General features: G+C 68.3%; 19 protein-coding genes. 4 read left to right on the top strand and 15 right to left on the bottom strand.

Annotated features, from left to right (window positions below):
- Positions 1 to 211: 211 nt before the first annotated feature.
- The 3 genes from ACYVDN_RS02120 to ACYVDN_RS02110 form a co-directional block, all read right to left on the bottom strand.
- Positions 212 to 670: a VanZ family protein gene (locus ACYVDN_RS02120; RefSeq protein WP_460567975.1), complete on the bottom strand. Its 459-nt coding sequence runs from the start codon at positions 668 to 670 to the stop codon at positions 212 to 214.
- 55 nt (positions 671 to 725) lie between these two features.
- The gene (locus ACYVDN_RS02115; protein ID WP_460567973.1) at positions 726 to 1,337 is read right to left on the bottom strand and encodes a hypothetical protein; all 612 of its coding nucleotides are present in this window, start codon (positions 1,335 to 1,337) and stop codon (positions 726 to 728) included.
- Positions 1,338 to 1,409: 72 nt separating this feature from the next.
- Positions 1,410 to 3,767 carry an arylsulfatase gene (locus ACYVDN_RS02110; RefSeq protein ID WP_460567971.1) on the bottom strand — a complete coding sequence of 786 codons (2,358 nt, stop codon included), beginning with the start codon at positions 3,765 to 3,767 and terminating at the stop codon, positions 1,410 to 1,412.
- A gap of 182 nt (positions 3,768 to 3,949) precedes the next feature.
- On the opposite strand from ACYVDN_RS02110, the gene ACYVDN_RS02105 reads away from it, so the two are divergent.
- Positions 3,950 to 4,867 (top strand): helix-turn-helix domain-containing protein, encoded by a 918-nt coding sequence (locus ACYVDN_RS02105; protein ID WP_460567969.1) that lies wholly within the window; start codon positions 3,950 to 3,952, stop codon positions 4,865 to 4,867.
- On the opposite strand, the gene ACYVDN_RS02100 is transcribed toward ACYVDN_RS02105, so the two are convergent.
- The 5 genes from ACYVDN_RS02100 to ACYVDN_RS02080 are packed head-to-tail and all read right to left on the bottom strand — an operon-like array spanning position 4,864 to position 11,229.
- Positions 4,864 to 5,715: an HpcH/HpaI aldolase/citrate lyase family protein gene (locus ACYVDN_RS02100; protein ID WP_460567967.1), complete on the bottom strand. Its 852-nt coding sequence runs from the start codon at positions 5,713 to 5,715 to the stop codon at positions 4,864 to 4,866. The genes ACYVDN_RS02105 and ACYVDN_RS02100 overlap by 4 nt on opposite strands.
- On the bottom strand, positions 5,712 to 6,257 hold the full coding sequence (locus ACYVDN_RS02095; RefSeq protein ID WP_460567965.1) for a MaoC family dehydratase: 546 nt from the start codon (positions 6,255 to 6,257) through the stop codon (positions 5,712 to 5,714). The genes ACYVDN_RS02100 and ACYVDN_RS02095 overlap by 4 nt, the downstream gene beginning before the upstream one ends.
- 10 nt (positions 6,258 to 6,267) lie before the next feature.
- Entirely contained in the window at positions 6,268 to 7,488 is a 1,221-nt protein-coding gene (locus ACYVDN_RS02090; protein ID WP_460567963.1) for an acyl-CoA dehydrogenase family protein, read from the bottom strand.
- On the bottom strand, positions 7,485 to 9,647 hold the full coding sequence (locus tag ACYVDN_RS02085) for an acetyl/propionyl/methylcrotonyl-CoA carboxylase subunit alpha (protein ID WP_460567961.1): 2,163 nt from the start codon (positions 9,645 to 9,647) through the stop codon (positions 7,485 to 7,487). Before ACYVDN_RS02085 ends, ACYVDN_RS02090 begins: the two co-directional genes overlap by 4 nt.
- A 4-nt stretch (positions 9,648 to 9,651) precedes the next feature.
- Positions 9,652 to 11,229 carry a carboxyl transferase domain-containing protein gene (locus ACYVDN_RS02080; RefSeq protein WP_460572200.1) on the bottom strand — a complete coding sequence of 526 codons (1,578 nt, stop codon included), beginning with the start codon at positions 11,227 to 11,229 and terminating at the stop codon, positions 9,652 to 9,654.
- Between the two features lie 210 nt (positions 11,230 to 11,439).
- On the opposite strand from ACYVDN_RS02080, the gene ACYVDN_RS02075 reads away from it, so the two are divergent.
- A complete protein-coding gene (locus ACYVDN_RS02075; RefSeq protein ID WP_460567959.1) occupies positions 11,440 to 12,078 on the top strand; it encodes a TetR/AcrR family transcriptional regulator in 639 nt (212 codons plus the stop codon).
- A 188-nt stretch (positions 12,079 to 12,266) separates the two neighbouring features.
- On the opposite strand, the gene ACYVDN_RS02070 is transcribed toward ACYVDN_RS02075, so the two are convergent.
- The 4 genes from ACYVDN_RS02070 to ACYVDN_RS02055 all read right to left on the bottom strand — a co-directional run bounded on the left by ACYVDN_RS02070 (position 12,267) and on the right by ACYVDN_RS02055 (position 16,331).
- Positions 12,267 to 13,541 carry a dihydrolipoamide acetyltransferase family protein gene (locus ACYVDN_RS02070; protein ID WP_460567957.1) on the bottom strand — a complete coding sequence of 425 codons (1,275 nt, stop codon included), beginning with the start codon at positions 13,539 to 13,541 and terminating at the stop codon, positions 12,267 to 12,269.
- The gene (locus tag ACYVDN_RS02065; protein WP_460567955.1) at positions 13,538 to 14,521 is read right to left on the bottom strand and encodes an alpha-ketoacid dehydrogenase subunit beta; all 984 of its coding nucleotides are present in this window, start codon (positions 14,519 to 14,521) and stop codon (positions 13,538 to 13,540) included. The genes ACYVDN_RS02070 and ACYVDN_RS02065 overlap by 4 nt, the downstream gene beginning before the upstream one ends.
- Positions 14,518 to 15,645, bottom strand: coding sequence for a thiamine pyrophosphate-dependent dehydrogenase E1 component subunit alpha (pdhA, locus tag ACYVDN_RS02060; RefSeq protein ID WP_460567953.1), 1,128 nt, complete (start codon positions 15,643 to 15,645; stop codon positions 14,518 to 14,520). Before pdhA ends, ACYVDN_RS02065 begins: the two co-directional genes overlap by 4 nt.
- 89 nt (positions 15,646 to 15,734) lie before the next feature.
- The gene (locus ACYVDN_RS02055) at positions 15,735 to 16,331 is read right to left on the bottom strand and encodes a TetR/AcrR family transcriptional regulator (protein ID WP_460567951.1); all 597 of its coding nucleotides are present in this window, start codon (positions 16,329 to 16,331) and stop codon (positions 15,735 to 15,737) included.
- A gap of 123 nt (positions 16,332 to 16,454) precedes the next feature.
- Between ACYVDN_RS02055 and ACYVDN_RS02050 the strand changes: the two genes are divergently transcribed.
- Entirely contained in the window at positions 16,455 to 17,168 is a 714-nt protein-coding gene (locus ACYVDN_RS02050; protein ID WP_460567949.1) for an MBL fold metallo-hydrolase, read from the top strand.
- Positions 17,169 to 17,308: 140 nt separating this feature from the next.
- Here ACYVDN_RS02050 and rpsO read toward each other — a convergent pair whose 3' ends face one another.
- Positions 17,309 to 17,578 carry a 30S ribosomal protein S15 gene (gene rpsO, locus ACYVDN_RS02045; RefSeq protein WP_146317451.1) on the bottom strand — a complete coding sequence of 90 codons (270 nt, stop codon included), beginning with the start codon at positions 17,576 to 17,578 and terminating at the stop codon, positions 17,309 to 17,311.
- 99 nt (positions 17,579 to 17,677) lie between these two features.
- Complete coding sequence (locus ACYVDN_RS02040; protein WP_460567947.1) at positions 17,678 to 18,487, bottom strand: hypothetical protein; 810 nt, start codon at positions 18,485 to 18,487, stop codon at positions 17,678 to 17,680.
- 130 nt (positions 18,488 to 18,617) lie between these two features.
- Between ACYVDN_RS02040 and ACYVDN_RS02035 the strand changes: the two genes are divergently transcribed.
- Positions 18,618 to 19,439 carry an esterase/lipase family protein gene (locus ACYVDN_RS02035; protein WP_460567945.1) on the top strand — a complete coding sequence of 274 codons (822 nt, stop codon included), beginning with the start codon at positions 18,618 to 18,620 and terminating at the stop codon, positions 19,437 to 19,439.
- Here ACYVDN_RS02035 and ACYVDN_RS02030 read toward each other — a convergent pair.
- Positions 19,423 to 20,955, bottom strand: coding sequence for a carboxylesterase/lipase family protein (locus ACYVDN_RS02030; RefSeq protein ID WP_460567943.1), 1,533 nt, complete (start codon positions 20,953 to 20,955; stop codon positions 19,423 to 19,425). The genes ACYVDN_RS02035 and ACYVDN_RS02030 overlap by 17 nt on opposite strands.
- Positions 20,956 to 20,983 lie beyond the last annotated feature (28 nt).

Below are 20,983 nucleotides of genomic sequence, written 5' to 3'. Positions count from 1 at the left end.
CAGGAGAACAGGCATAACCGAGCCGAGGGGCTCTTCGCTGGCCACCAGTAGAAAAACACCACCCGCGTTCAGAGCTCGCGCCATGCGAGACAAGCGACTGGGATTTCACCACCGAGGACCAGCAGCCTGCAGCCTGCATGGCGAGTTTCGTGTGGTTATCGAACCGTGATGATCCTAGCAGAGCGGGTAGTTTTCGCCGCGGAGCAGCGCTCTAGGAGCGCGGTGCGGCGGTAGCAGCAGCGGCTGCAGCACGATCGCGTCTGGCACGTGGAGCGGTGATCATCAGGCCGATGAGCACGCCGATGATCGCGCCGGTCGTGTTGGAGATGACGTCTCGAATGTCGGAGACACGTCCCGGAATCCAGATCTGCGCCGTCTCGATGCCCAGCGTCATGAGGAACGGGATGCCGATGGCGAGCCACCAGCGCTTGCGGCCGAAGAGCAGTAGGAAGAAGAGGCCGATCGGCAGGAACATCATGATGTTCGCCGTGAACTCGACACCGTCGTAGGTGACCCAGTCGGTCGCGGGGTGCTCCCAGAGGATGTCGAGAACGCGCATCACGACGGAGTTCTTGCCGCCGAAGTCGGGCTGCGGCCCGAGAGTCATCCACCCGACGACGCCCAGGTAGGCGAGCGTGACAACGCTCAGAAAGGGATGCCGCCGGAACATTGGTCCATCCTCGTGGAGACGTCTGGATGGATGCTGTCGACTCGCTGGACCGACACTATGCGGACTGCTCGGCCATCCATGCGGCGAGTCCGCCGAGAGAGAGGTCGACTTTGCGGCGCCCTGGCTCCCCCATGACTCTGGCGGTCACGAGCGCGTACCTGCCAGAACCCGACTCCACCTTCAACGCCTCGTTGTATCTCTCCGTGGAGAGATCGGGAAGGAAGCCGACGTGGTACGGACGATCCTCCGCGACCAGGTGCACGGCGATGCGGATGCGACGTCCGAGCCAGCGTGTGGCATCCGGTATGAGCACGGCGTGCGTCACGGTTCCCTTCCACGACAGTGCGGCGTCGATCGCCTGCTGGTGGCGCTTCATGATCAGAACCGGCGTTGGGGGGTCGTCCGTCTTCGGAACGGAGACGAGTTCGATGCCTTCCAGGGAGCGCAGGATGCCAGCCGAGTCGGGATTGCGCGACCGTCGCGCGAACGAGACGACGATGACGACGACCAGTCCCGCGATGGCGACGACCGTGATCGAGAAGAAGATCCAGTACGCGACGGGGAACAGCTCGGGCCGGATCGCGCTCGTGATCACGATCAGGATGAGCACGAGCAGATAGGGTCCCGGTTCCCAGCGCCACAGAGGTCGACGAAGGGTGCGGTTCATGCTGCAACGCTAGCCTGCGGCGGTGGGTGCATTGGACCTCAACGCGGGCGGGTAAGCCCCTTGCGGCGCCGATCAGTCCATCGCCAGGTGCTGCCGCACCTTCTCCGCAGGAGAGATGTCGTTGGCATCCGAGACGAAGTCGAGATCCACGCGGTGGATGACGCCGGTGAACGGGAAGCCGCGCCGTTCGCGATAGGTGTCGACAACCGGTGATCCTGTGTTGATGCCGACGCTCATGCTCTCGAGCCCGAAGCGCGCCCGCACCTGCTCCGGCAAGTCGAGGTGTCCGACCACGACGCCGTCGATCAGCAGGTCGACCTCCGCGGGGCCGCCGGGGCGCGGCTCCAGGGTGCGCAGAGCGAATCCGAGCGTTGAGTCGCCGACCGGGACATCGACGTCCGATTCGACTTCCCAGCGGTGGAGGTTGAAGAAGTTGTAGTGATAGACGAGCTTTCCGCCGCGCACGAACAGCGCCCATCCCGCCGGATCGCCGCCGACGTGGAAGAGCACGCCCTCAGCACCTCCCTCGGGGATCGTCACCGGCACGCTGACCACGTGATCAACGTTGTTCGTCTTGGGACCGCTGCCCTCCGGCAGACGCCGCATGCCCGGAGGGAAGGAGACATGTGTGCGGCCCGAGAAATAGCTCGGGCGCAGACGCACGTCGAGGCGCTCCGCAAACCGGTCGTCGAGCGGATACACGTTGTGCTTGGCCGCTTCCATCGTGAACAGCTGCTGCATCTCCGCCAGCTTCTCCGGGTGCGTCTCGGCGAGATCGTGCGCCTGGGAGAAGTCTTCGGCGATGTCGTACAACTCCCACGTGTCGTCGTCCCACGAATACGTCCCGCCGCTCATCCACGGCAGCCGTCCGTGGCGGCACGAGGCCATCCACCCCTCGTGGTAGATGCCCCGGTTTCCGTAGACCTCGAAGTATTGGGTGCTGTGCGCGCTTCGCTCGGGGTCGGCCACGAACGTGTACGCGAAGGATGTACCGTCGATCGGTTTCTGCGGCACACCGTTGACCACCGACGGCTCGCTGATCCCGACGGCCTCGAGGATGGTCGGGGCGATGTCGATGACGTGATGGAACTGGAACCGCAACTCACCGGCGCCGTGGATGCGCGCCGGCCAGTGCGCCACCATGCCGTTTCGCGTCCCGCCGAAGTGAGAGGCGATCTGCTTGGTCCATTGAAACGGCGTGTCCGCGGCATGCGCCCACCCGACCGCCATGTGCGGATAACTGATCGGCAGTCCCCACTCGTGGAGGTGGGGCAGCAGATCCTCGATGGTCTGCTGGTACCCGTTGAGCGCGTGGATCTCGTTGAACGTGCCGATCAGCGTGCCCTCCGCTGACGTCCCGTTGTCGCCCATGATGTAGAGGAAGAGTGTGTTGTCGAGCTCGCCCATGTCTTCGAGAGCGTCGACCAGCCGACCGACTTGCTGGTCGGTGGCCCCGAGGAAGTCCGCGAACGTCTCGAACTGCCGGCGGAACAGGCGCTTCTCGTCTTCGTCGTGGTCATCCCAGGCCGGGATCTGCTCGTGCCGGGCGGTGAGGTCGGTGCCCTCGGGGATGACGCCGAGCGCCAGCTGGCGCTCGTAGACCCGCTGTCGGTACTCGTCCCACCCGAAGTCGAATCGTCCCTCGTGGCGCCCTCGCCAGTCGAGCGGAGGCTGATGCGGTGCATGCATCGCGCCAGGGGCGAAATAGGCGAAGAGCGGCCGATCGGGTGCGATGCCCTTCTGTGTGCGCATCCAGGCGATGCAGTCGTCGGTCAGGTCCTCCGTGAGGTGGTAGCCCTCCCCCGGCGTGCGCGGCGGCTCGACCGGTGTGGTGTTGCGGATCAGCTGCGGGTAGAACTGGTTCGTCTCACCGCCCAGGAATCCGTAGAAGTAGTCGAAACCCTGCCGCGTCGGCCAGTTGTCGAACGGGCCGGCCGGGCTCGTCATGTTGTCAGGAACGTTGTGGTTCTTGCCCCACCAACCGGTTGCATAGCCGTTCTGCGAGAGCACCTCGGCGATCGTGGCGCAACTCTTCGGGATGATGCCGGTGTAGCCGGGAAACCCGGTTGCCTGTTCAGCGACGACACCGGTTGCCGCGGTGTGGTGGTTGCGCCCGGTCAGAAGCGCAGCACGGGTCGGGGCACAGAGAGCCGCGGTGTGGAATTGGCAGTACCGCAGGCCGGCCTCCCCCAGGCGATCGAGCGTCGGTGTCTCGATCAGGCCGCCGAACGTGCTCGCCGATCCGTAGCCGATGTCGTCGATGAGCACGATCACGACGTTCGGCGCCTGCGGCGGCGCGGCCTGGGGCAGAGGAAAGTCGGCGACGGAGTCGACGGCGTACGTCTCGAGCTTCATGTTCGGGAAGCGATACTCCGGTCGCGGGTAGGTGTCACGATCGACGTGCACGTCGAATTCGGCGTCTTCCGTCACTGGTCTCTCCTTCGCGTCGCATCCCGAGCCGTGAAGGCGCAGGACCGCCAGATCCACAGCGAAGACTAGGTCGCCCGTCGCCGGGCATGGTCGGATGCGTCCCCTTGTGCGGCGAAACGTGCGGAATGTGGATAGTCCGAACACTTCGGCTGCAGGCGTCCAACGGCGAGTAGCGTGATGCTGTGCTGGCCAGGTCCTCCCTGATAGGTCGCACGGTGACCACCGACGGCGACCAGTTGATGCTCGCCGTCCCCGGTGCGTCCGGGCATCTCGTGCGCACGGGTTACGGGTCGGGTCATGCCTCCGTGACTGCGTGGAGTCTCGGCTCGGCCCGACTCGCGCTCCTCGATGTCGCGTTCCCGGCCGTCGCCGACGCGGAGGCCGAGGATGGCTGCATCGTCTTCACCGCAATGCTGAGGGCACGACCAGGAGGCGTTTGGAACGGCGTCGCCGTCGACCCGGGCCTGACGTTCGTCTACCCGTCCGGCAGCAGTCACCACGCACGCGACATGGACGGGCTGTCCTTCGCGCTCGCAGCGGTTCCGATGGCGGCGTTCGCCACCGCCGCGCAGACGCTCGGGATCGACCCCGCCACCGCTGCGAAGAAGTCGACTTACGATTCGTCATTGTGGGCGATGCTCTCGCTGTTGATGCCGAGCATGAGAGGCGAGGTGCCCGATCCCTTCTCGTGGGAGCGCCTTCTCGAGGCGTCGGTACGCACGGCATGTGCTCCAGACGCGCCGATCTCCCTTCGCGAGCGCACTCGCCGGTCCGTCGACGCCGATCTCGTCCACACGGCGATCGACTACCTCGAGCAGAGCCCCACGTGGCGCGTTCCGCTGCTCGTGCTGTGCCGTCACCTGAGCGTGTCTGAGCGGCGTCTCGAGCTCGCGTTCATCCGCCTGCTCGGCGTCGGCCCGCACACCTACATGCAGCGCCGAGCCCTGCAGGCTGCACACCGCGCGCTCCGCACTGCACGGCCTGACCGGGATCGCGTCGCGACGATCGCAACCAGACTCGGATTCCCGCATCTCGGCCGGTTCGCCGATGCCTACCGCACCGTGTACGGCGAAAACCCGTCGGCCACGTTGCGGCGCTAGTCTCGAGCGCTCGCTCGTGCACGGCGGAGCACAGCCTCTGCCTGCGCGATGAGGGGCTCGTCGATCATCCGGCCCTCCAGGCGGAAGGCGCCGGAGGACTGTGCAGCGGCCTCCACCACGCGGGTCGCCCATACGACCGCGCCATCGCTCGGCCGGTAGGCGTCTCGCACGACCTCGACCTGCCTCGGGTGCAGGCAGGCGGTGGCCGCGAAGCCGGTGGCGACGGCGTCCACGGCCTCCGCAGCCTGGCCCTCGAGGTCGTCGAGGTCGATGTGAACGGCATCGATGGCGTCAACACCGCTCGCTCCGGCCGCGAGCAGCACCGCCGAGCGCGCGTGACGTGCAACGTCGCGATACTCCCCGGTGGGTGTCCTGCTCGATGCCCCGCCAAGCGAGACGATGAGGTCCTCCGCTCCCCACATCAGGGCGACGGTCGATGGATGTCCGGCAATCTCGGCGGCTGCGAGGACCCCCCTCGCCGTCTCGCACAGCGCGACCACCCGCATGCCCCCCACGGCAGCAGCAACAGCATCGACGTCGCCCGCCGACTCGGTCTTCGCCAGCATCACCGTGCGGAACGGCGTCGCGCGGACGGCATCGAGGTCGGCGGCGTGGTCAGCCGTGCCCGCAGGGTTCACGCGCACGATGACGCGTGCACGGTCATCCCCCACCCCACGTCCGAATGCGGTGAGCGCCAGGCGAGCCGAGGCACGATCCGGAGGAGCGACGCCGTCTTCGAGGTCGAGGATGACGGCATCCGACCGATCGAGCGCCTTGGCGAACCTGTCGGGACGATCGGCCGGGCAGAACAGCAGGGCCGGTCCGAGGCCGAGTCGGCGAACACTCACGATGCGTCGCCGGGCCCTGCGTCGGACGGGGATTCGGGCCGGACGTCAGGATGAGCGTCGGAGAACCACATCAGCACGCTGCGCTCTGCCGTCGCCACCACCTCGCCGTGCTGGTTGCGACCGGTGTGCTCGAAGGTCACGATGCCTTGACCCTGTCGCGATGCCGAGGGGCGCTTCGCGGTGACGAGCGTCTCGCTGTAGAGCGTGTCGCCGTGGAAGAGCGGATGCGGGAACTCGACGCGGCTCATCCCGAGGTTCGCGACGATCGTGCCCTGCGTCAGCTGCCCGACGGAGGCGCCGACGAGGGTCGCGAGGGTGAACATCGAGTTCACGAGGCGCTGTCCGAACGGCTGGGTCGCGGCCCAGGCAGCGTCGAGGTGCAGACCCTGGTTGTTCATCGTGAGCGTCGTGAAGAACACGTTGTCGGCCTCGGTGATCGTGCGACCCGGCCGATGGACGTATCGCGTGCCCACCTCGAGCTCGTCGTAGTACAGGCCGCGCTGCACGACCTCTCGCACAGGCATCCGTTCGTCATCGGTCATGGGGTCTCCCCTACTGCTCCAGACCGAGGGAACGAGCGATGATCATCAGCTGCACCTCGGTCGTGCCCTCCCCGATCTCGAGGATCTTGGCGTCGCGGTAGTGCCGCGCCACCGCGTTCTCGTTGAGGAAGCCGTAGCCGCCCATGATCTGGGACGCGTCGTGGGCGTTGGCCATCGCGGCCTCGGATCCGACGAGCTTGGCGATGGACGCCTCGGTCTTGAACGGTATGCCTGCTGCCATCTTGAACGCGGCGTCGTAGTAGGCGAGCCGCGCGGTCTGCGCCCGTGCCTGCATGCGGGCGAGCGTGAAAGCGATGTGCTGGTTGTCGCCGATCGGGCGGCCGAACACGACGCGGTTCTTGGCGTGCTCGACGGCCTGCTCCAGGCATCCCTGGGCGGCGCCCGTGCACAGGGCGGCGAACGCCACCCTGCCCTCGTCGAGGATGGACAGGAAGTTGGCGTAGCCGCGGCCACGCTCGCCCAGCAGGTTCTCCTTCGGCACCCGAACGCCGCGCAGCACGAGCGGATGCGTGTCTGAGGTGTGCCAGCCGACCTTGTCGTAGCCGGGAAGCACGGTGAAACCCGGTGTTCCGGTCGGCACGATGAAGCTCGTGAGCTCCTTGCCGACGCTGCCGTCAGCACGACGCTTCTCGCCTGTGACGGCGGTGATCGTCACGACGGAGGTGATCGGGGTGCCGGAGTTCGTGATGAACTGCTTCGTGCCGTCGATCACCCAGTCGTCGCCATCTTGCCTCGCCGTGGTCTGGGTGCCACCTGCGTCCGAGCCGGCGTCCGCCTCGGTGAGGCCGAATCCGGCGAGCGCGCGTCCGGCGACCAGGTCGGGCATCCAGCGGCTCTTCTGCTCCTGCGTGCCGTAGCGGAAGATCGGCATCACGCCGAGTCCGATGCCCGCCTCGAGCGTGACAGCGATCGACTGGTCGACTCGGGCGAGCTCCTCGACGGCGATGCACAGTGAGAGGTAGTCACGGCCTCCCCCGCCGTACTCGACGGGGAACGGCAGAGCGAACAAGCCCAGCTGGCCCATCTGCGCGATGATCGACATCGGCAGCGTGCGCTGGGTGTCGTAGTGGTAAGCCTGCGGCGCGACGACGTGGTCGGCGAACTCGCGCACCTTTCGTCGTAGCGCGCGGTGCTCGTCGGTGAGTCGCGGGTCGTCGCCGAGGGCGTTGCGCACCGCCTGGGCGGCGGGCGCCGAATCGGTCTCGATCATGATGGTCCTTCCGTCGTGAGGATGGTTCCTGGTGGAATGGTCCGGCCGTCGTCGGCCGTCGTGTTCCCGCCCCTTGTGGGGGCGGAGAGCTGGGTGAGATCGGGACCGTCGTCGAGCGGCTCGACGACCGCGACGATCTGGTCGGTTCCGACCTTGTCTCCCGGTGCGAGGCTCAGGTGCAGGATGCCCCTGCTGCGTGCCGTGAGACGGTGCTCCATCTTCATGGCTTCGATCACGAGGATGCCTGCACCCTGCTCGACCACCTCGCCGTCCGATGCCTCGACCGCGACGACGGTCCCCGGCATCGGAGCGACGATGCGGGGGTCTGTCGCGCTCTCGGATGTCTGAGCTCCTACGCCGCGCTCACCGGCCGCTCGCGCGAGTTGCAGCGACCGCAGCGCCCACGTCTCCCCGTCGGAGAAGAGCCACACCCGGTCTGCGGAGCCAGCCGTGCGCATGCTGCGAGCGGTTCCGTCGAGCTCCACGAGCATCCGGTCGGCCGTGCGATCGAGCAGTCGGGCGGAGACGGGGGCGGCCTCGGCCACACGCACTGTTGCGAGTCTCGGGTCGCCGAGCACGGACACCTCGACCGCATCGGAACCCGTGTCGGTCGCGAAGCGGTATCGGGCAGGCTCGTTGCCGGAGAGTCGCCACCCGGTGGGGCGCGACCACGGGGCATCCGTGCCCGCCGCCCATGCCTCGTCGTGGACGAGGAGGGCGGCCGCGACGAGGGCGGCCTGCGGCGTCTCGCGCCGCGGGGTGTCGTCGATGAAGCGGGCGATGAGGCCGGTGTCGAGGCGACCTGCACGAACTTCGACGTCATCGACGAGGCCGGACAGGAACTCCACGTTGGTCGCAACTCCCAGCACCGCCGTGTCGCGAAGAGCGTGGGAGAGCCGCTCGAGCGCGATGTCGCGGTCGGGGGCCCAGGCGATCACCTTGGCGAGCATCGGGTCGTAGGCGTCGGTCACCTGCGCGCCTGTCGTCAGGGCGGAATCGACGCGGATGCCGTCACCGCTCGGCTCGTGCAGGGTGAGCACTCTCCCCGTGGCCGGAAGGAATCCGCGCGGCACGTCTTCCGCGTAGACACGGGCTTCGATGGCGTGTCCGGCCAGCGAGACGTCGTCCTGCGCGAAGGCCAGCGGCTCGCCTGCCGCGATGCGCACCTGCTGCTCGACGAGGTCGATCCCCCGTGTGCCGTGCACCGTCGCGACAAGCTCCGTCACGGGGTGCTCCACCTGAAGTCGGGTGTTCATCTCCATGAAGAAGAACGTGCCGGGGTCATCCGCCGAGACGAGGAATTCGACGGTCCCTGCGCCGACGTAGCCGACACTGCGAGCCGCCTCGCACGCCGCTGCGCCCAACCGGCCGCGTAGCGCGGCATCGACGAGGGGAGACGGCGCCTCCTCGATGACCTTCTGGTGCCTGCGTTGCAGCGAGCACTCGCGCTCACCGAGATGGATGACCGTGCCGTGAGTATCGGCGAGCACCTGCACCTCGATGTGCCGCGGCGTCGCGACCAGCCGCTCGACGAACAGCGCGTCGTCGCCGAACGCGGCGAGCGCCACCCGCCTCGCTGTGCGCAGCGCCGCCGGGAGCTCCGCTGCCTCGTACACCTCGACCATGCCCATGCCGCCCCCGCCCGCCGACGGTTTGACGAGCACGGGCAGGCCGAGCCGCTCGGCAGCTGCGGCAAGGCTCTCGTCGTCGAGCGACCGGTCGTCGACCCCCGGTGTCACGGGCACGCCGTTGCCCGAGACGAGCTGTTTGGCGCGCACCTTGTCGCCCATCGCTTCGATCGCGTCGGCAGGCGGGCCGATGAAGACGATGCCTGCCAGCTCGCAGGCCCGCGCGAAGTCGGCGTTCTCGGAGAGGAACCCGTAGCCGGGATGCACGGCCTGCGCGCCCGTACGACGAGCGGCGTCGATCACGGCCTCGACGTCGAGGTAGCTGAGCGCAGCCGCCGCCGGCCCGATGCGACAGGCGACGTCGGCCTCGCGCACGTGGGCTGCGTCGGCGTCCGCGTCGCTGTAGACGGCGACGGAACGGATGCCCATGGCGCGCAGGGTGCGGATGACGCGCCTGGCGATCTCGCCGCGGTTGGCCACGAGCACGGTGTCGAAAGGGGTGGTGTCGAAAGGGGATCGGGTCGTCGTCATCGCGTCACATCCTGAAGACGCCGAAGCGCGGCTCGCCGGCGGGGGGAAGCGGGGCTCGTGAGACGACGTCGAGGGCGAGCCCGAGAACTGTGCGGGTCTGCGCTGGGTCGATGACGCCGTCATCCCACAGTCGCGCCGTCGAGTAGTAGGGACTCCCCTGCTCCTCGTAGCGCTGCACGATCGGCTCGGCGAATGCCCGCTCATCCTCTGCGCTCCAGCTTTCGCCGCGCTTCTCCATCGAGTCGCGGCGCACTGTCGAGAGCACGGACGCCGCCTGACGTCCGCCCATCACGGAGACCCGCGCGCCCGGCCACATCCAGAGGAAGCGGGGCGAGTACGCGCGCCCGCACATGGAGTAGTTGCCGGCGCCGAACGAGCCGCCGATCACGACCGTGAGCTTCGGCACCCTGGTGGTCGAGACGGCGGTCACCATCTTCGCGCCGTGCTTGGCGATGCCGCCCGCCTCGGCATCCCTTCCGACCATGAAGCCGGAGATGTTCTGCAGGAACAGCAGCGGGATGCCTCGCGCGTCGCACAGCTCGATGAAGTGCGCACCCTTGAGCGCCGACTCGCTGAACAGCACGCCGTTGTTCGCGACGATGCCGACCGGATGCCCGTGCAGCCGCGCGAACCCGGTGACGAGGGTCGTGCCGTACTCGCGCTTGAACTCCGTGAATGTGTCAGCGTCGACGAGCCGATCGATCACCTCGTGCACGTCGTATGCGGTCTGCAGGTCGACGGGAACGACGTCGAGCAGGGATGACGGATCTTTCGCCGGCGGACGACTGGGTTCAACCCGCCAGGCGGGCCCGCTCGGCCCCGGCAGCGTCGCCACGATCTCGCGCACCATGCGAAGCGCGTCCTCGTCGTCGTCGGCGAGATGGTCCGTCACGCCGGACACTCTGGAGTGCACGTCGCCGCCGCCGAGCTCCTCCGCCGTCACCTCTTCGCCGATCGCCGCCTTCACGAGCGGCGGCCCGCCGAGGAAGATCGTGCCCTGGCCGCGAACGATCACGTTCTCGTCGCTCATCGCCGGCACGTAGGCGCCACCCGCCGTGCACGACCCGAGAACGGCGGCCAGCTGGGGCACGCCGGCGGCCGAGAGCTGCGCCTGGTTGAAGAAGATGCGGCCGAAGTGGTCGCGGTCGGGGAACACCTCGTCCTGCATGGGAAGGTACGCGCCGCCGGAGTCGACCAGGTAGACGCACGGCAGTCGATTCTCGAGGGCGACCTCCTGGGCACGCAGGTGCTTCTTGACCGTCATCGGAAAGTAGGTGCCGCCCTTGACCGTCGCGTCGTTGCAGACGACCATCACGTGCCTGCCGTGCACGAGGCCGATGCCTGCGATGACGCCGGCCGCCGGGCACTCGTCGTCGTAGAGGCCCGATGCCGCCAACGGGGCCAGTTCGAGGAAGGGGCTCCCCACGTCGAGAAGCCGCTCCACCCGCTCGCGCGGAAGCAGCTTGCCTCGGGCGACGTGTCGTGCCCTCGATTCCGCGGGGCCACCCTGCGCCGCGGCGGCGAGCTTGCTGTGCAGTTCGGCGACCAGATCGTGCTGGGTCGCGAGGGACGACGGCGCGATGCCTGCATCGCCCGATGCCTGGCTGTCGCTCAGTACCTGGCTCGTGGCCGCCTCCTCGCGTGCATCGTCGGCAGCCGCCCATGGTGTTCGGCGCGCCGCCTGTCCGCGCGAAGCTCCGGCCGTTTCGACCGGAGCCCCTGCGCTTCGGTTAGCACTTCCTAACCGAAATCAATGTTAGCGATCATTAACCGAAGTGTCTAGAGTCGAGGGATGACGCAGGCTACGGAGACGCAGTCCGAGACTCGGCGGAGCAAGGCGAAGGCGACGCGGCGCGAGGCGCTGCTGAGCGCTGCAGCCCGGCTGTTCGCCGAGCGCGGCTTCGCCGGTGTCTCCATCGAAGACCTCGGCGCGGCGGCCGGAGTCAGCGGGCCCGCCGTCTATCGTCACTTCAGCGGCAAGCAGGCGGTGCTCGCCGCACTGCTCATCGGCGTCAGCGAGGGTCTGCTCAGCGGCGGACGCGCGTGCGTGGCCGATGCGGCCACCCCGCAGGAAGCGCTCGAGGCGCTCGTCGCCTTCCACGTCGACTTCGCGCTCGGCGAGCCCGACGTCATTCGCGCACAGGACCGCGACCTCGACAGCCTCTCTGCTGCGGACGCCGCGCGGGTACGCGAACTGCAGCGAACCTACGTCGAGCTCTGGGTCGACGTGCTCTCGAAGCTGCGCGACGAGGACCGCCGGTCGCTGCGTGTTCGCGCGCACGCCGTGTTCGGCTTGATCAACTCCACACCGCACTCCAGCCGCACCCACACGTCGAGCCGGCCGCCGCTGGCGACGGTCGGGCGTCTGCTGCACGAGATGGCGATGGCCTGCCTGTTGCCCGGCACCCCGACCTCCGCCACCGCCGGCTGAGAAGCACGGCACCGCCGTGCGTCTCCCGGGGGTTGAGGAGCACGCGGCGCAGCCGCGCGCGTCACTCCGTGGGTTGAGGAGCACGCGGCGCAGCCGCGCGCGTCTCGAAACCTGTCGCATGAGGAGGGCGGGTTTCGAGACGCGCCGCTCCGCGGTGCTCCTCAACCAGCGGAGTAGAAGGGCGCTGCTCAACCGGCGAAGGCGAGTGCGGTGGCCGGGTCGGCGAGGATGCGACCCACGTCGCGGAGGAGGCGGGAGCCCTGCTCGCCATCGATCACCCGGTGGTCGAACGTGAGGCTCAGCGTCATCACCTGGCGCAGTCGCACCTGGTTCTTGTGCTCCCACGGCCGTCGGCTCACCGCTCCGAGCGCGAGGATCGCCGTCTCCCCCGGGTTCAACAGCGGTGTACCGGCATCCACCCCGAACACGCCGACGTTGGTGATCGTGACGGTGCCGCCCGTGAGCTCGGCCGGGGTCGCGCGACCCGTGCGGGCACGCTCGACGAGCGAGCCGATGGAGTCAGCGAGGTCGGGCATCCTCAGCTTTTCGGCGCCCCGGACGTTCGGCACGACCAGGCCGCGATCGGTCGCGACCGCGATCCCGAGGTTCACTCCAGGCGGAGTGACGATCTCGTCGGTCGCGTCGTCCCAGTGCGCGTTGGCCTCTGGCGTCGCTGCGAGCGCCACGCACAGCGCCTTGGCGGCGAGCGTGAGCACCGTGACTCGCCGTCCGCGGAACTCCGGCGACGCGCCGAGGCGTTCGAGCAGGCGGATGCCCCTCGTGACGTCCACGGTGAGAAACTCCGTCACCTGCGGAACAGCGGCGCTGCGCACCATCGCCTGAGCAGTGCGGCGACGCACACCCGTCGCGGCCACCCGCGACTCGCTCTCCTCGTTGGGCGCCGCAGCGACTCGCGACGACCGTTCACTCTGGAGCGGCATCGGCAGCCGTCCCGATCGCGGCCTGCGGTGCGGTCGCTGCGTGCCCTGCTCCTTCGGGCCGCGGCCGACGAGCACCTCGTGGCGCTCCTCCGTCGCCGCGGCGCCTGATGCCTGCGCGGGCGCGGGCTCGGCAGCCATACCACCGGCGAGGGCCGGCTCGAGCACTCGTGCACTCTCATCGACGCTGGGCGCGATATCCACTCCTGCGTCCCGAGTGGGCTCGTTCAACGCTGTCTCGACCGGCGCCGACTCGACGGGCGCCATCTCGGCCGGAGCCGAGTCGTCGACGTCGAAAGAGATGAGCGGCGCCCCGACATCCAGCGTCTCGCCCGTCTCGGCGTGCAACTCACGCACCGTGCCCTCGAACGGCGACGGCACCTCGACGAGCGCCTTCGCCGTCTCCACCTCCGCGATGATCTGGTTCAGCTCGACCCGGTCGCCGACCGCGACCTTCCACGCGACGATCTCCGACTCCGTGAGCCCCTCGCCGAGGTCGGGCAGCGCGAACTCCTTGACACTCATACCCGCACCCCCATGACGCGGTCGACCGCGTCGAGCACGCGGTCGAGATCGGGCAGATAGTGGTCCTCGAGCTCGGAGGGCGGGTACGGGATGTCGTGCCCTGTCACCCTCAGCGGCGGGGCCTCGAGCCTGCCGAAACACCGCTCGGTGACCATCGCCGCGATCTCGGCACCGAGTCCGCCGAAGCGCTGCGCCTCATGGGCGATCACGATGCGTCCCGTCTTCTCTACCGAGGCGACGATGGCGTCCTCGTCGAGCGGAGCGAGCGAGCGCAGGTCGAGCACCTCGATCGACACGCCGTCGTCCTCGGAGGCGAAGGCCGCGTCCACCGCGGTCTGCACCAGCGGGCCGTAGGTGACGAGGGTGACATCCGTGCCTGGAACGACGACCCGTGCGCTGTCGAGCGGCGGAACGGCCCCGACGTCGGTGATGACCTCGCCCTTCGACCAGTAGCGCCGCTTGGGCTCGAAGAAGACGACGGGGTCGTCGCACTCGATCGCCTGCCTGATCATCGAGTACCCGTCCTGAGGGCTGGAGCACGCAACCACCCGCAGCCCGGGGGTGTGAGCGAAGTACGCCTCGGGCGACTCGGAGTGGTGCTCCACTGATCCGATTCCGCCGCCGAACGGAACCCGGATCGTGATCGGCATGCTCACGACGCCCTGCGTCCGATAGCGCATCTTCGCCACCTGCGCGACGACCTGATCGAACCCGGGGAACACGAAGCCGTCGAACTGCAGCTCGCACACCGGTCGGAAGCCCCGGTAGGCGAGACCGACGGCTGTGCCGATGATGCCGGCCTCCGCCAAGGGCGTATCGACGACACGATCGGTGCCGAACCGCTGTTGCAGCCCGTCGGTGACGCGGAACACGCCGCCCAGCTTGCCGATGTCTTCACCGAGCATCACGATGCGGTCGTCGGCCTCCATCGCATCGGCCAAGCCGGTGGTGATCGCCTTGGCGAGAGTCAGCTCCGTCATCGCTGCTCCTCCTCGTGCGACTCGTCGAACGAGGCCAGGTACGCCGCATACGCGTCGCGCTCCCTCTGCAGGGACGGGGGCGTCTCGGCATAGACCTGGTCGAAGATCGTGAGCGGGTCGCGGGGACGCAAGGACAGGCATCCTTCCCGCAGTTCCTTGGCGATGGCGTCGGCCTTCGCCGACACGGCGACCTGACGTTCATCGGTCAGCACACCCTCCGCAAGCAGCAGGTTGCGCGTGCGCTCGATGGGGTCGAGCTGACGCCAGGTCTGCTCCTCGTCCTTGTTCCGGTAGCGCGTCGGGTCGTCGGAGGTCGTGTGCGGGCCCATGCGGTACGTGACGGCCTCGATGAACATCGGGCCCTCTCCCGTGCGGGCGTGGTCGAGCGCCATGCGGCTGGCCGCCAGCACCGCGAGCACGTCGTTGCCGTCGACCCTCAGGCTCGGGATGCCGAAGCCGGGCGCCCGATCGGCGATGGGCTTCTGCGCCTGCAGGCCGACCGGCTCCGAGATGGCGTACTGGTTGTTCTGGCAGAAGAACACGACCGGCGCACCGTACGCGGCGGCGAACACCATTGCCTCATTCGTGTCACCCTCGCTCGTCGCGCCGTCGCCGAAGTAGGCGATGGCTGCCGCGTCGTCGCCGTCGCGCATGATGCCCATCGCGTAGCCGACCGCGTGCAGCGTCTGGGCGCCGATGATCACGGTCGGGGTGGCCATCCCGACCTCGTAGGGGTTCCAGCCGGAGAACTGGGATGCGCGCCACACCCGAACCATGTCGGTCATCGAGACGCCGCGCACGTAGGCGACCGCGTTCTCGCGATAGCTGGAGAAGACGAAGTCGTCACGCCGCAGCGCACGTGCGGAACCGATCTGGGCGGCCTCCTGGCCGATCAGCGGCGGCCAGAGCACGAGCTGGCCCTGTCGCTGCAGGGCGGTCGCCTCGGTATCGATGCGGCGGGCGACCACCATGTCCTGATACAGAGCGAGGAGCTGCTCCTCGAACACATCGGCGACCCACGGGTCGAGATCGGGATCGTGCAGCCGTTCGCCGTCTGAAGCGATCAGCCTCGAAAGCCGATCGTGGCGGGTGGACGTGTCTGTACCTGGACGGATGGTGAGCATCGTTGTACGCAGCCTTCAAACGTTCGTGACCGGCGGATGCTTGTGGCTGGCCGGCCCGCACGGCACCGTCGCCGCGCGTCTCATCAAGACTACGTCTGCTGGCCCGGTCGGAGAAGCAGGGCTCGCGCGTCGATGGCCCTGGCGATCGCTCTCGCGCCGTACTCGTACGCGGTCGCCGGGTCGCCGCCAAGCTGAAACGAGCCCGAGAGTTCCATGGTGAGGAACCCGAGCGCCCATGCGGTGACCGTGCGCGCGGCCTCCAGAGCGTCCTCTGCCCCGGCGAGCCGCTCGGAGACGCGCAGCACAGCGGCGCTCGATCGAGCGAGCGCGTCGGCGGAGGGACGCATCGCGGATGACGGCGGCGCGAACACCAGCCGGAATCGGTTCGGGTGATGATGCGCGAACTCGCGAAGGGTCCCCGCGAGCGCGATGAGAGCGTCGATGGGATCGGCCTCTCTCTCGTCGACCGCCGCGTCGAGCCGTTCGGCGAGCTCGATCACCGCGGACTCGACGACGAGGCCGACGAGTTGCTCGCGGCTCCGCACCCGCTTGTACAGCGAGGGGGCGCGAACTCCTACCTTCGTCGCCACCGCCTGCATGGTGAGGGCGTCGAGGCCTCCTGCGTCGAGCAATTCGCGGGCTGCGGCCATGATCTCGTCGTTCGTCGTTCGATTCGGTGCAGGCACGGCGCCCTCCCCAGGATCTCAGGCGGCGGTTTCGTCCATCTCGCCACCATAGCTATTGACATTAGCCTTCATGGCTAATTATCGTAGCCATCAACACCATACGCCATCGAAAGGACTCCGGCCATGAAGCTCGCACCCGGACTGCACCGCGTCGGCAACGACATCGTCGCCGCCTATCTCGTGGAGGACGACAGCGGGGTCACGCTGATCGACGCCGGCATCGCAGGTCAGTTCACCGACCTTCAGCGCGAACTGTCGACGATGGGACGCACCGTCTCGGACATCCGAGGCGTCGTGCTCACTCACGGCGACAGCGACCACATCGGCTACGCAGAGCGACTGCGGCGGGACAACGGCATCCCCGTCTACATCGGTGAGGCCGATGCCGCCCGTGCCCGCGGCGAGGAGTCGACGCATCCGGAGTGGGGCAAGGTGCGCGTAGGAGCCATCACGGGCTTTCTCTGGTACACGCTCCGCAAGGGCGGAATGCGCACCACCTACCTGAAGGAGGTCGTTCCGGTGCACGACGGCGATGTGCTCGATCTGCCAGGACATCCGCGGATCGTCGCGCTGCCGGGACACTCGGCCGGCAGTATCGCGATCGCCGTCCCGTCGGTCGACGCCGTCTTCGTCGGGGACGCCCTCACGACGCGAAACGTGCTGACGGGCGCACGTGGCGCGTTGCCCGCGCCGTTCACCGACGATCCGGATGTCGCGCGCGCCTCCCACGCGAAGCTCGCCTCGGTCGACGCGACGTGGGTGCTGCCGGGTCACGGAACTCCGTGGAATCGCGGCACGAAGGAGATCGCCGCCGAACTGGCGCGCGCCGACGCCTGAGCGCTGGCGCGGCCTCAACGCGAGAACGCCCCGTCACCGAGGTGACGGGGCGTTCTGCGCAAGAAGTTCGCGTTGTCGAACGAAGAGCCCTTGTTCGCCGTGAGACGAGGACTCGCCACCCGATGGGCGAGCAGAAGATGCTAGCGACGAAGACCGAGGCGCTCGATCAGCGAGCGGTAACGGTTGATGTCGATCTCCTGCAGGTAGCCCAGCAGACGACGACGCTGCCCGACGAGGAGCAGCAGACCACGACGTGAGTGGTGGTCGTGCTTGTGCTCCTTGAGGTGCTCGGTGAGGTCCTTGATCCGCTTGGTCAGGATCGCGACCTGAACCTCCGGGGATCCGGTGTCACCGGGGTGGGTTGCGTACTCTTCGATGATCGCCTTCTTGACATCTGCATCGAGTGCCATAGATTCGATCCCCTTCCTCTCGTTGCGCGGTGCCGCAGGCCTGATGCCTGGGCTCTCTTTATCCGCGGCCGTTCTGACGGCAACCGAAGAAGCTTATCATCAGGCGACGGCGTCGCGCGCCTTCTCGATGACGCGGTAGTGCATGAGCCCGAAACCGAAGAGGTAGAGCAGCACGACGGGGATGCCGCCGAAGAACCAGGCCCAGCCGCTCGCACCTGCCGCGATCGTGAGCACAGCGGTCGTGGTCCCACTCACCAGCACGAGAACGCCGAGCGCCGCGCCGATCCAGGCGCCGACCACTCCGTAGAGCCCCACAACCCCTCCGCGGTTCAGACGGGCGACGGACTGCGGCGTCTTGGCCTTGCGGTAGGCGGCCACCGAGGCGAAGCGCGACGAGACGTCGGCGAAATACCACACGGCTCCGGCGAAGATGAGGATGGTCGCGGCGAGTGCCCATCCGAACGCGCCGGCATCCTTCGTCGCGATCGCGACCTGAGCGGCGATGATCCACGATGCGATGACACCGAGCAGCGCGTAGCCGACCGCCGCCCAGCGCAGCTTCACCCCGAGGTCGACGATGATGTCGTCGTGCGTTCCCAGCAGCGGATCGTTGAGGAGCTGGGTCTCCGTGAGCGGCTGCTGAGGCTGCGGCTGCGGCCGAGGGGCCGGAGCGGGGGCCGAAGCAGCCCTCGGCTCTGACGAGGGGTCGGGAGCGAGAACGTCGGAGGCGGAGGGAGAAGCGGCCTGCGCGTCGGTGTCGCCTGCTGCGACATCCACATCGTCCTGACCATCCGAGAACAGCTGAGAGAGCGGCTCCTTCGCTTCGGGTGCACCGGCCTCGGCCGGGACCTCGGGCGACTGGGCGTTGGGCGAACCCGCTCGTGCACCGGTCCTTCTCGTGGTGGCCAAGATCTCATCTCCTCTCGGCCGCGCGACACCCGCCCGACCAGGTCGTTCAACGTACCCGAACGACACTACCCGCACGTTATAGCGCTGAGAGGGTGACGTTCCGTGATCGGTGGAACGTTAGCGTTGGCTCATGTCAGAGGCGGAATCGGACGAGCGATCCGACAGCGAACGCCCTCTCGGCGAGCAGCCGGCAGGCGCCTCGGAAGATGCCGGCGCTCACGGACAGTCGGTGCTCCGTGCGGCCGCGTCGGCACTGCCCGACTTCGCTTTTCTGCTCGAGTGGTTCGGCCTCGGCGCACGGGCGAGGCGATGGATCCATCGCCAGAAGGGTCGGGCCATCGACGGGCCTCCCGTGCTGCTCCTGCCGGGCGTGTACGAGAACCCGCACTTCCTCGACCCGTTCGCCGCGCTCGGACTCGCCTGCGGCAGGCCGGTGCACGTCGTCGGCAGGCTGGGGCTCAACCGGTCACCCGTGCTCACCGCCGCTGAGGTCGCAGCGGCCTACCTCGAACAGAACGACCTCGACGACGTGACGATCATCGCCCACAGCAAGGGCGGCCTCGTCGGCAAGCAGCTGATGACCTGGGAGCACACGGGTTCCCGCATCACGAGGATGATCGCCATTGCCACCCCCTTCTCCGGCTCCGCCTTCGCCCAGGGCATGCTGGACAGCGCACTCAGGATCTTCGCGCCATCAGACGCGACGCTGCTCGACCTGGGCGCCGACCGGCGGGCGAACGATCGCATCGTGTCGATCTTTCCGAGCTTCGACCCGCTCATCCTCGAGGGCAGCGTGCTGCCAGGGGCCGAGGCCAACGTGCGGCTGCCGGTCTCCGGGCATTTCCACGTGCTGGGTCATCCCGAGCTCTGGCGACTGCTGCGAGGTGCGCTTCGCGGGGAGGATGTCTGGTCATCCGTTCCCGCGGGCGACCGGGTCAGCGGAACGCGATGATGTCGTCGCCCCACACCTGTCGCAGCTCACTGTGGGGGTCGTGCACGATGCGGTCGCGGCCGTCGAAGACATAGGTGGAGCGCTGGTCGGTGTCGTACCGCGGCCAGAACGGGGTAACGCCGACCGGGTTGGGATCGCCGATCGAGGCGAACGAGTGCCAACGGGCCTGCATCCGCTCCGTCAGGCGTCGGCCCGCGCTCACGGCTCCCGCCGCGACGATCCTCGGCACGTGCGTGCCGAACACGTGAGGCAGCTCTGCGCCGTGCATGGCCCCGAATCCTGCGATCCGGATCAGCGGCGGCGCGAAGTCGAACTCGTACGCCCAGGTCGGCGCGTACCTGCTGTGGGCGGAGGCCGCCCACACCGTCGGCATGCGGAACGCGGCATCCGTCGACAGTCTGAGAGCGGGACGCAGGCGCGGATAGCCGCGGTAGCCGGACGGCACGGCGAGCGCCTCCGGCGTTCCGAGCCGCTCGACCATGAGCTGCACGGCCTTGGACGTGTTGGGCACGATCGGCGAGCGGAGCAGGCGGAACAGCATCGCCTCGTCGCGGTTCGAGCCGATCATCAACGGGATGCGCAGCGCCTGGCCGCGCACCATCGCGGTCAGCGGATACTCCGGCACGAGCTCGCCGTCGACCACCGGCGCCACCGGGATCGTGCCGGGCTCCGTCGCACTGGTGTCGACGATCAGCCGGTTGCACGCCTCGATGAGTGCTGCGGCCGGCAGGCGCCGCAGCCGATGAACCTGGTCGGCCGTGATGTCGAGCCGCTGCAGGAACCGCTCGGCCGAGCGGCGCGCGGTCTCCCGGGTGTACACGCTGCCGACCGGCGAGCTCTGCGCGATGGCACCGTGCATGAGGCCTTCGGCGCTCGGCGTCGCCATCATCGTGGTGACCGCCCCCGCACCAGACGACTCGCCGAACAGGGTGACACGGTCCGGATCGCCGCCGAAACTCCGGATGTTGTCGCGCACCCACGCGAGCACCGCGAGCTGGTCCCGCTGTCCGACGTTGCTCTCGAACACCTCGTCATCCGTCGAGTACGACGAGAGGTCGAGGTAGCCGAGCGGGCCGATGCGGTAATTGAAGGTGACGACGACGGCACCGCCCGACGCGAGCTGGGAGCCCTCGTAGAGCGGGTCCGCTGAGGATCCGAGGTGGTAGGCGCCACCGTGGATCCACACCATGACGGGCAGCCCCGCGTCACCGAGCTCCGGCGTGTAGATATTCAGCGTGAGGCAGTCCTCGCTCATCTCGCGGGGCTTGCCTCCGCCGACAGCGATGACCGGCTGCGGCGCGATGCGGCTGAACGTCGTGGCGTCGCGCACACCCTCCCAGGGCTCGTGCGGCAGGGGCGCCCGGAAGCGCAGCGGACCGACGGGCGGAGCGGCGTACGGGATGCCCTTGAACGTGTACACGTCGCCGCCGTGCACCCCACGCACGAGGCCGCACGTCGTGGCGACGACCGGCTCGGTCTGCTTCGCGGCGATGACCGTCGCGTCGTTCGCACTCACGGTCTCAGGTTAGAGCCGCGCGCAGCGC

The organism is Humibacter soli, from assembly GCF_054779035.1.
Note: the sequence above shows the minus strand (reverse complement) of the source record. Positions and strands in the feature narration are given on the sequence as shown.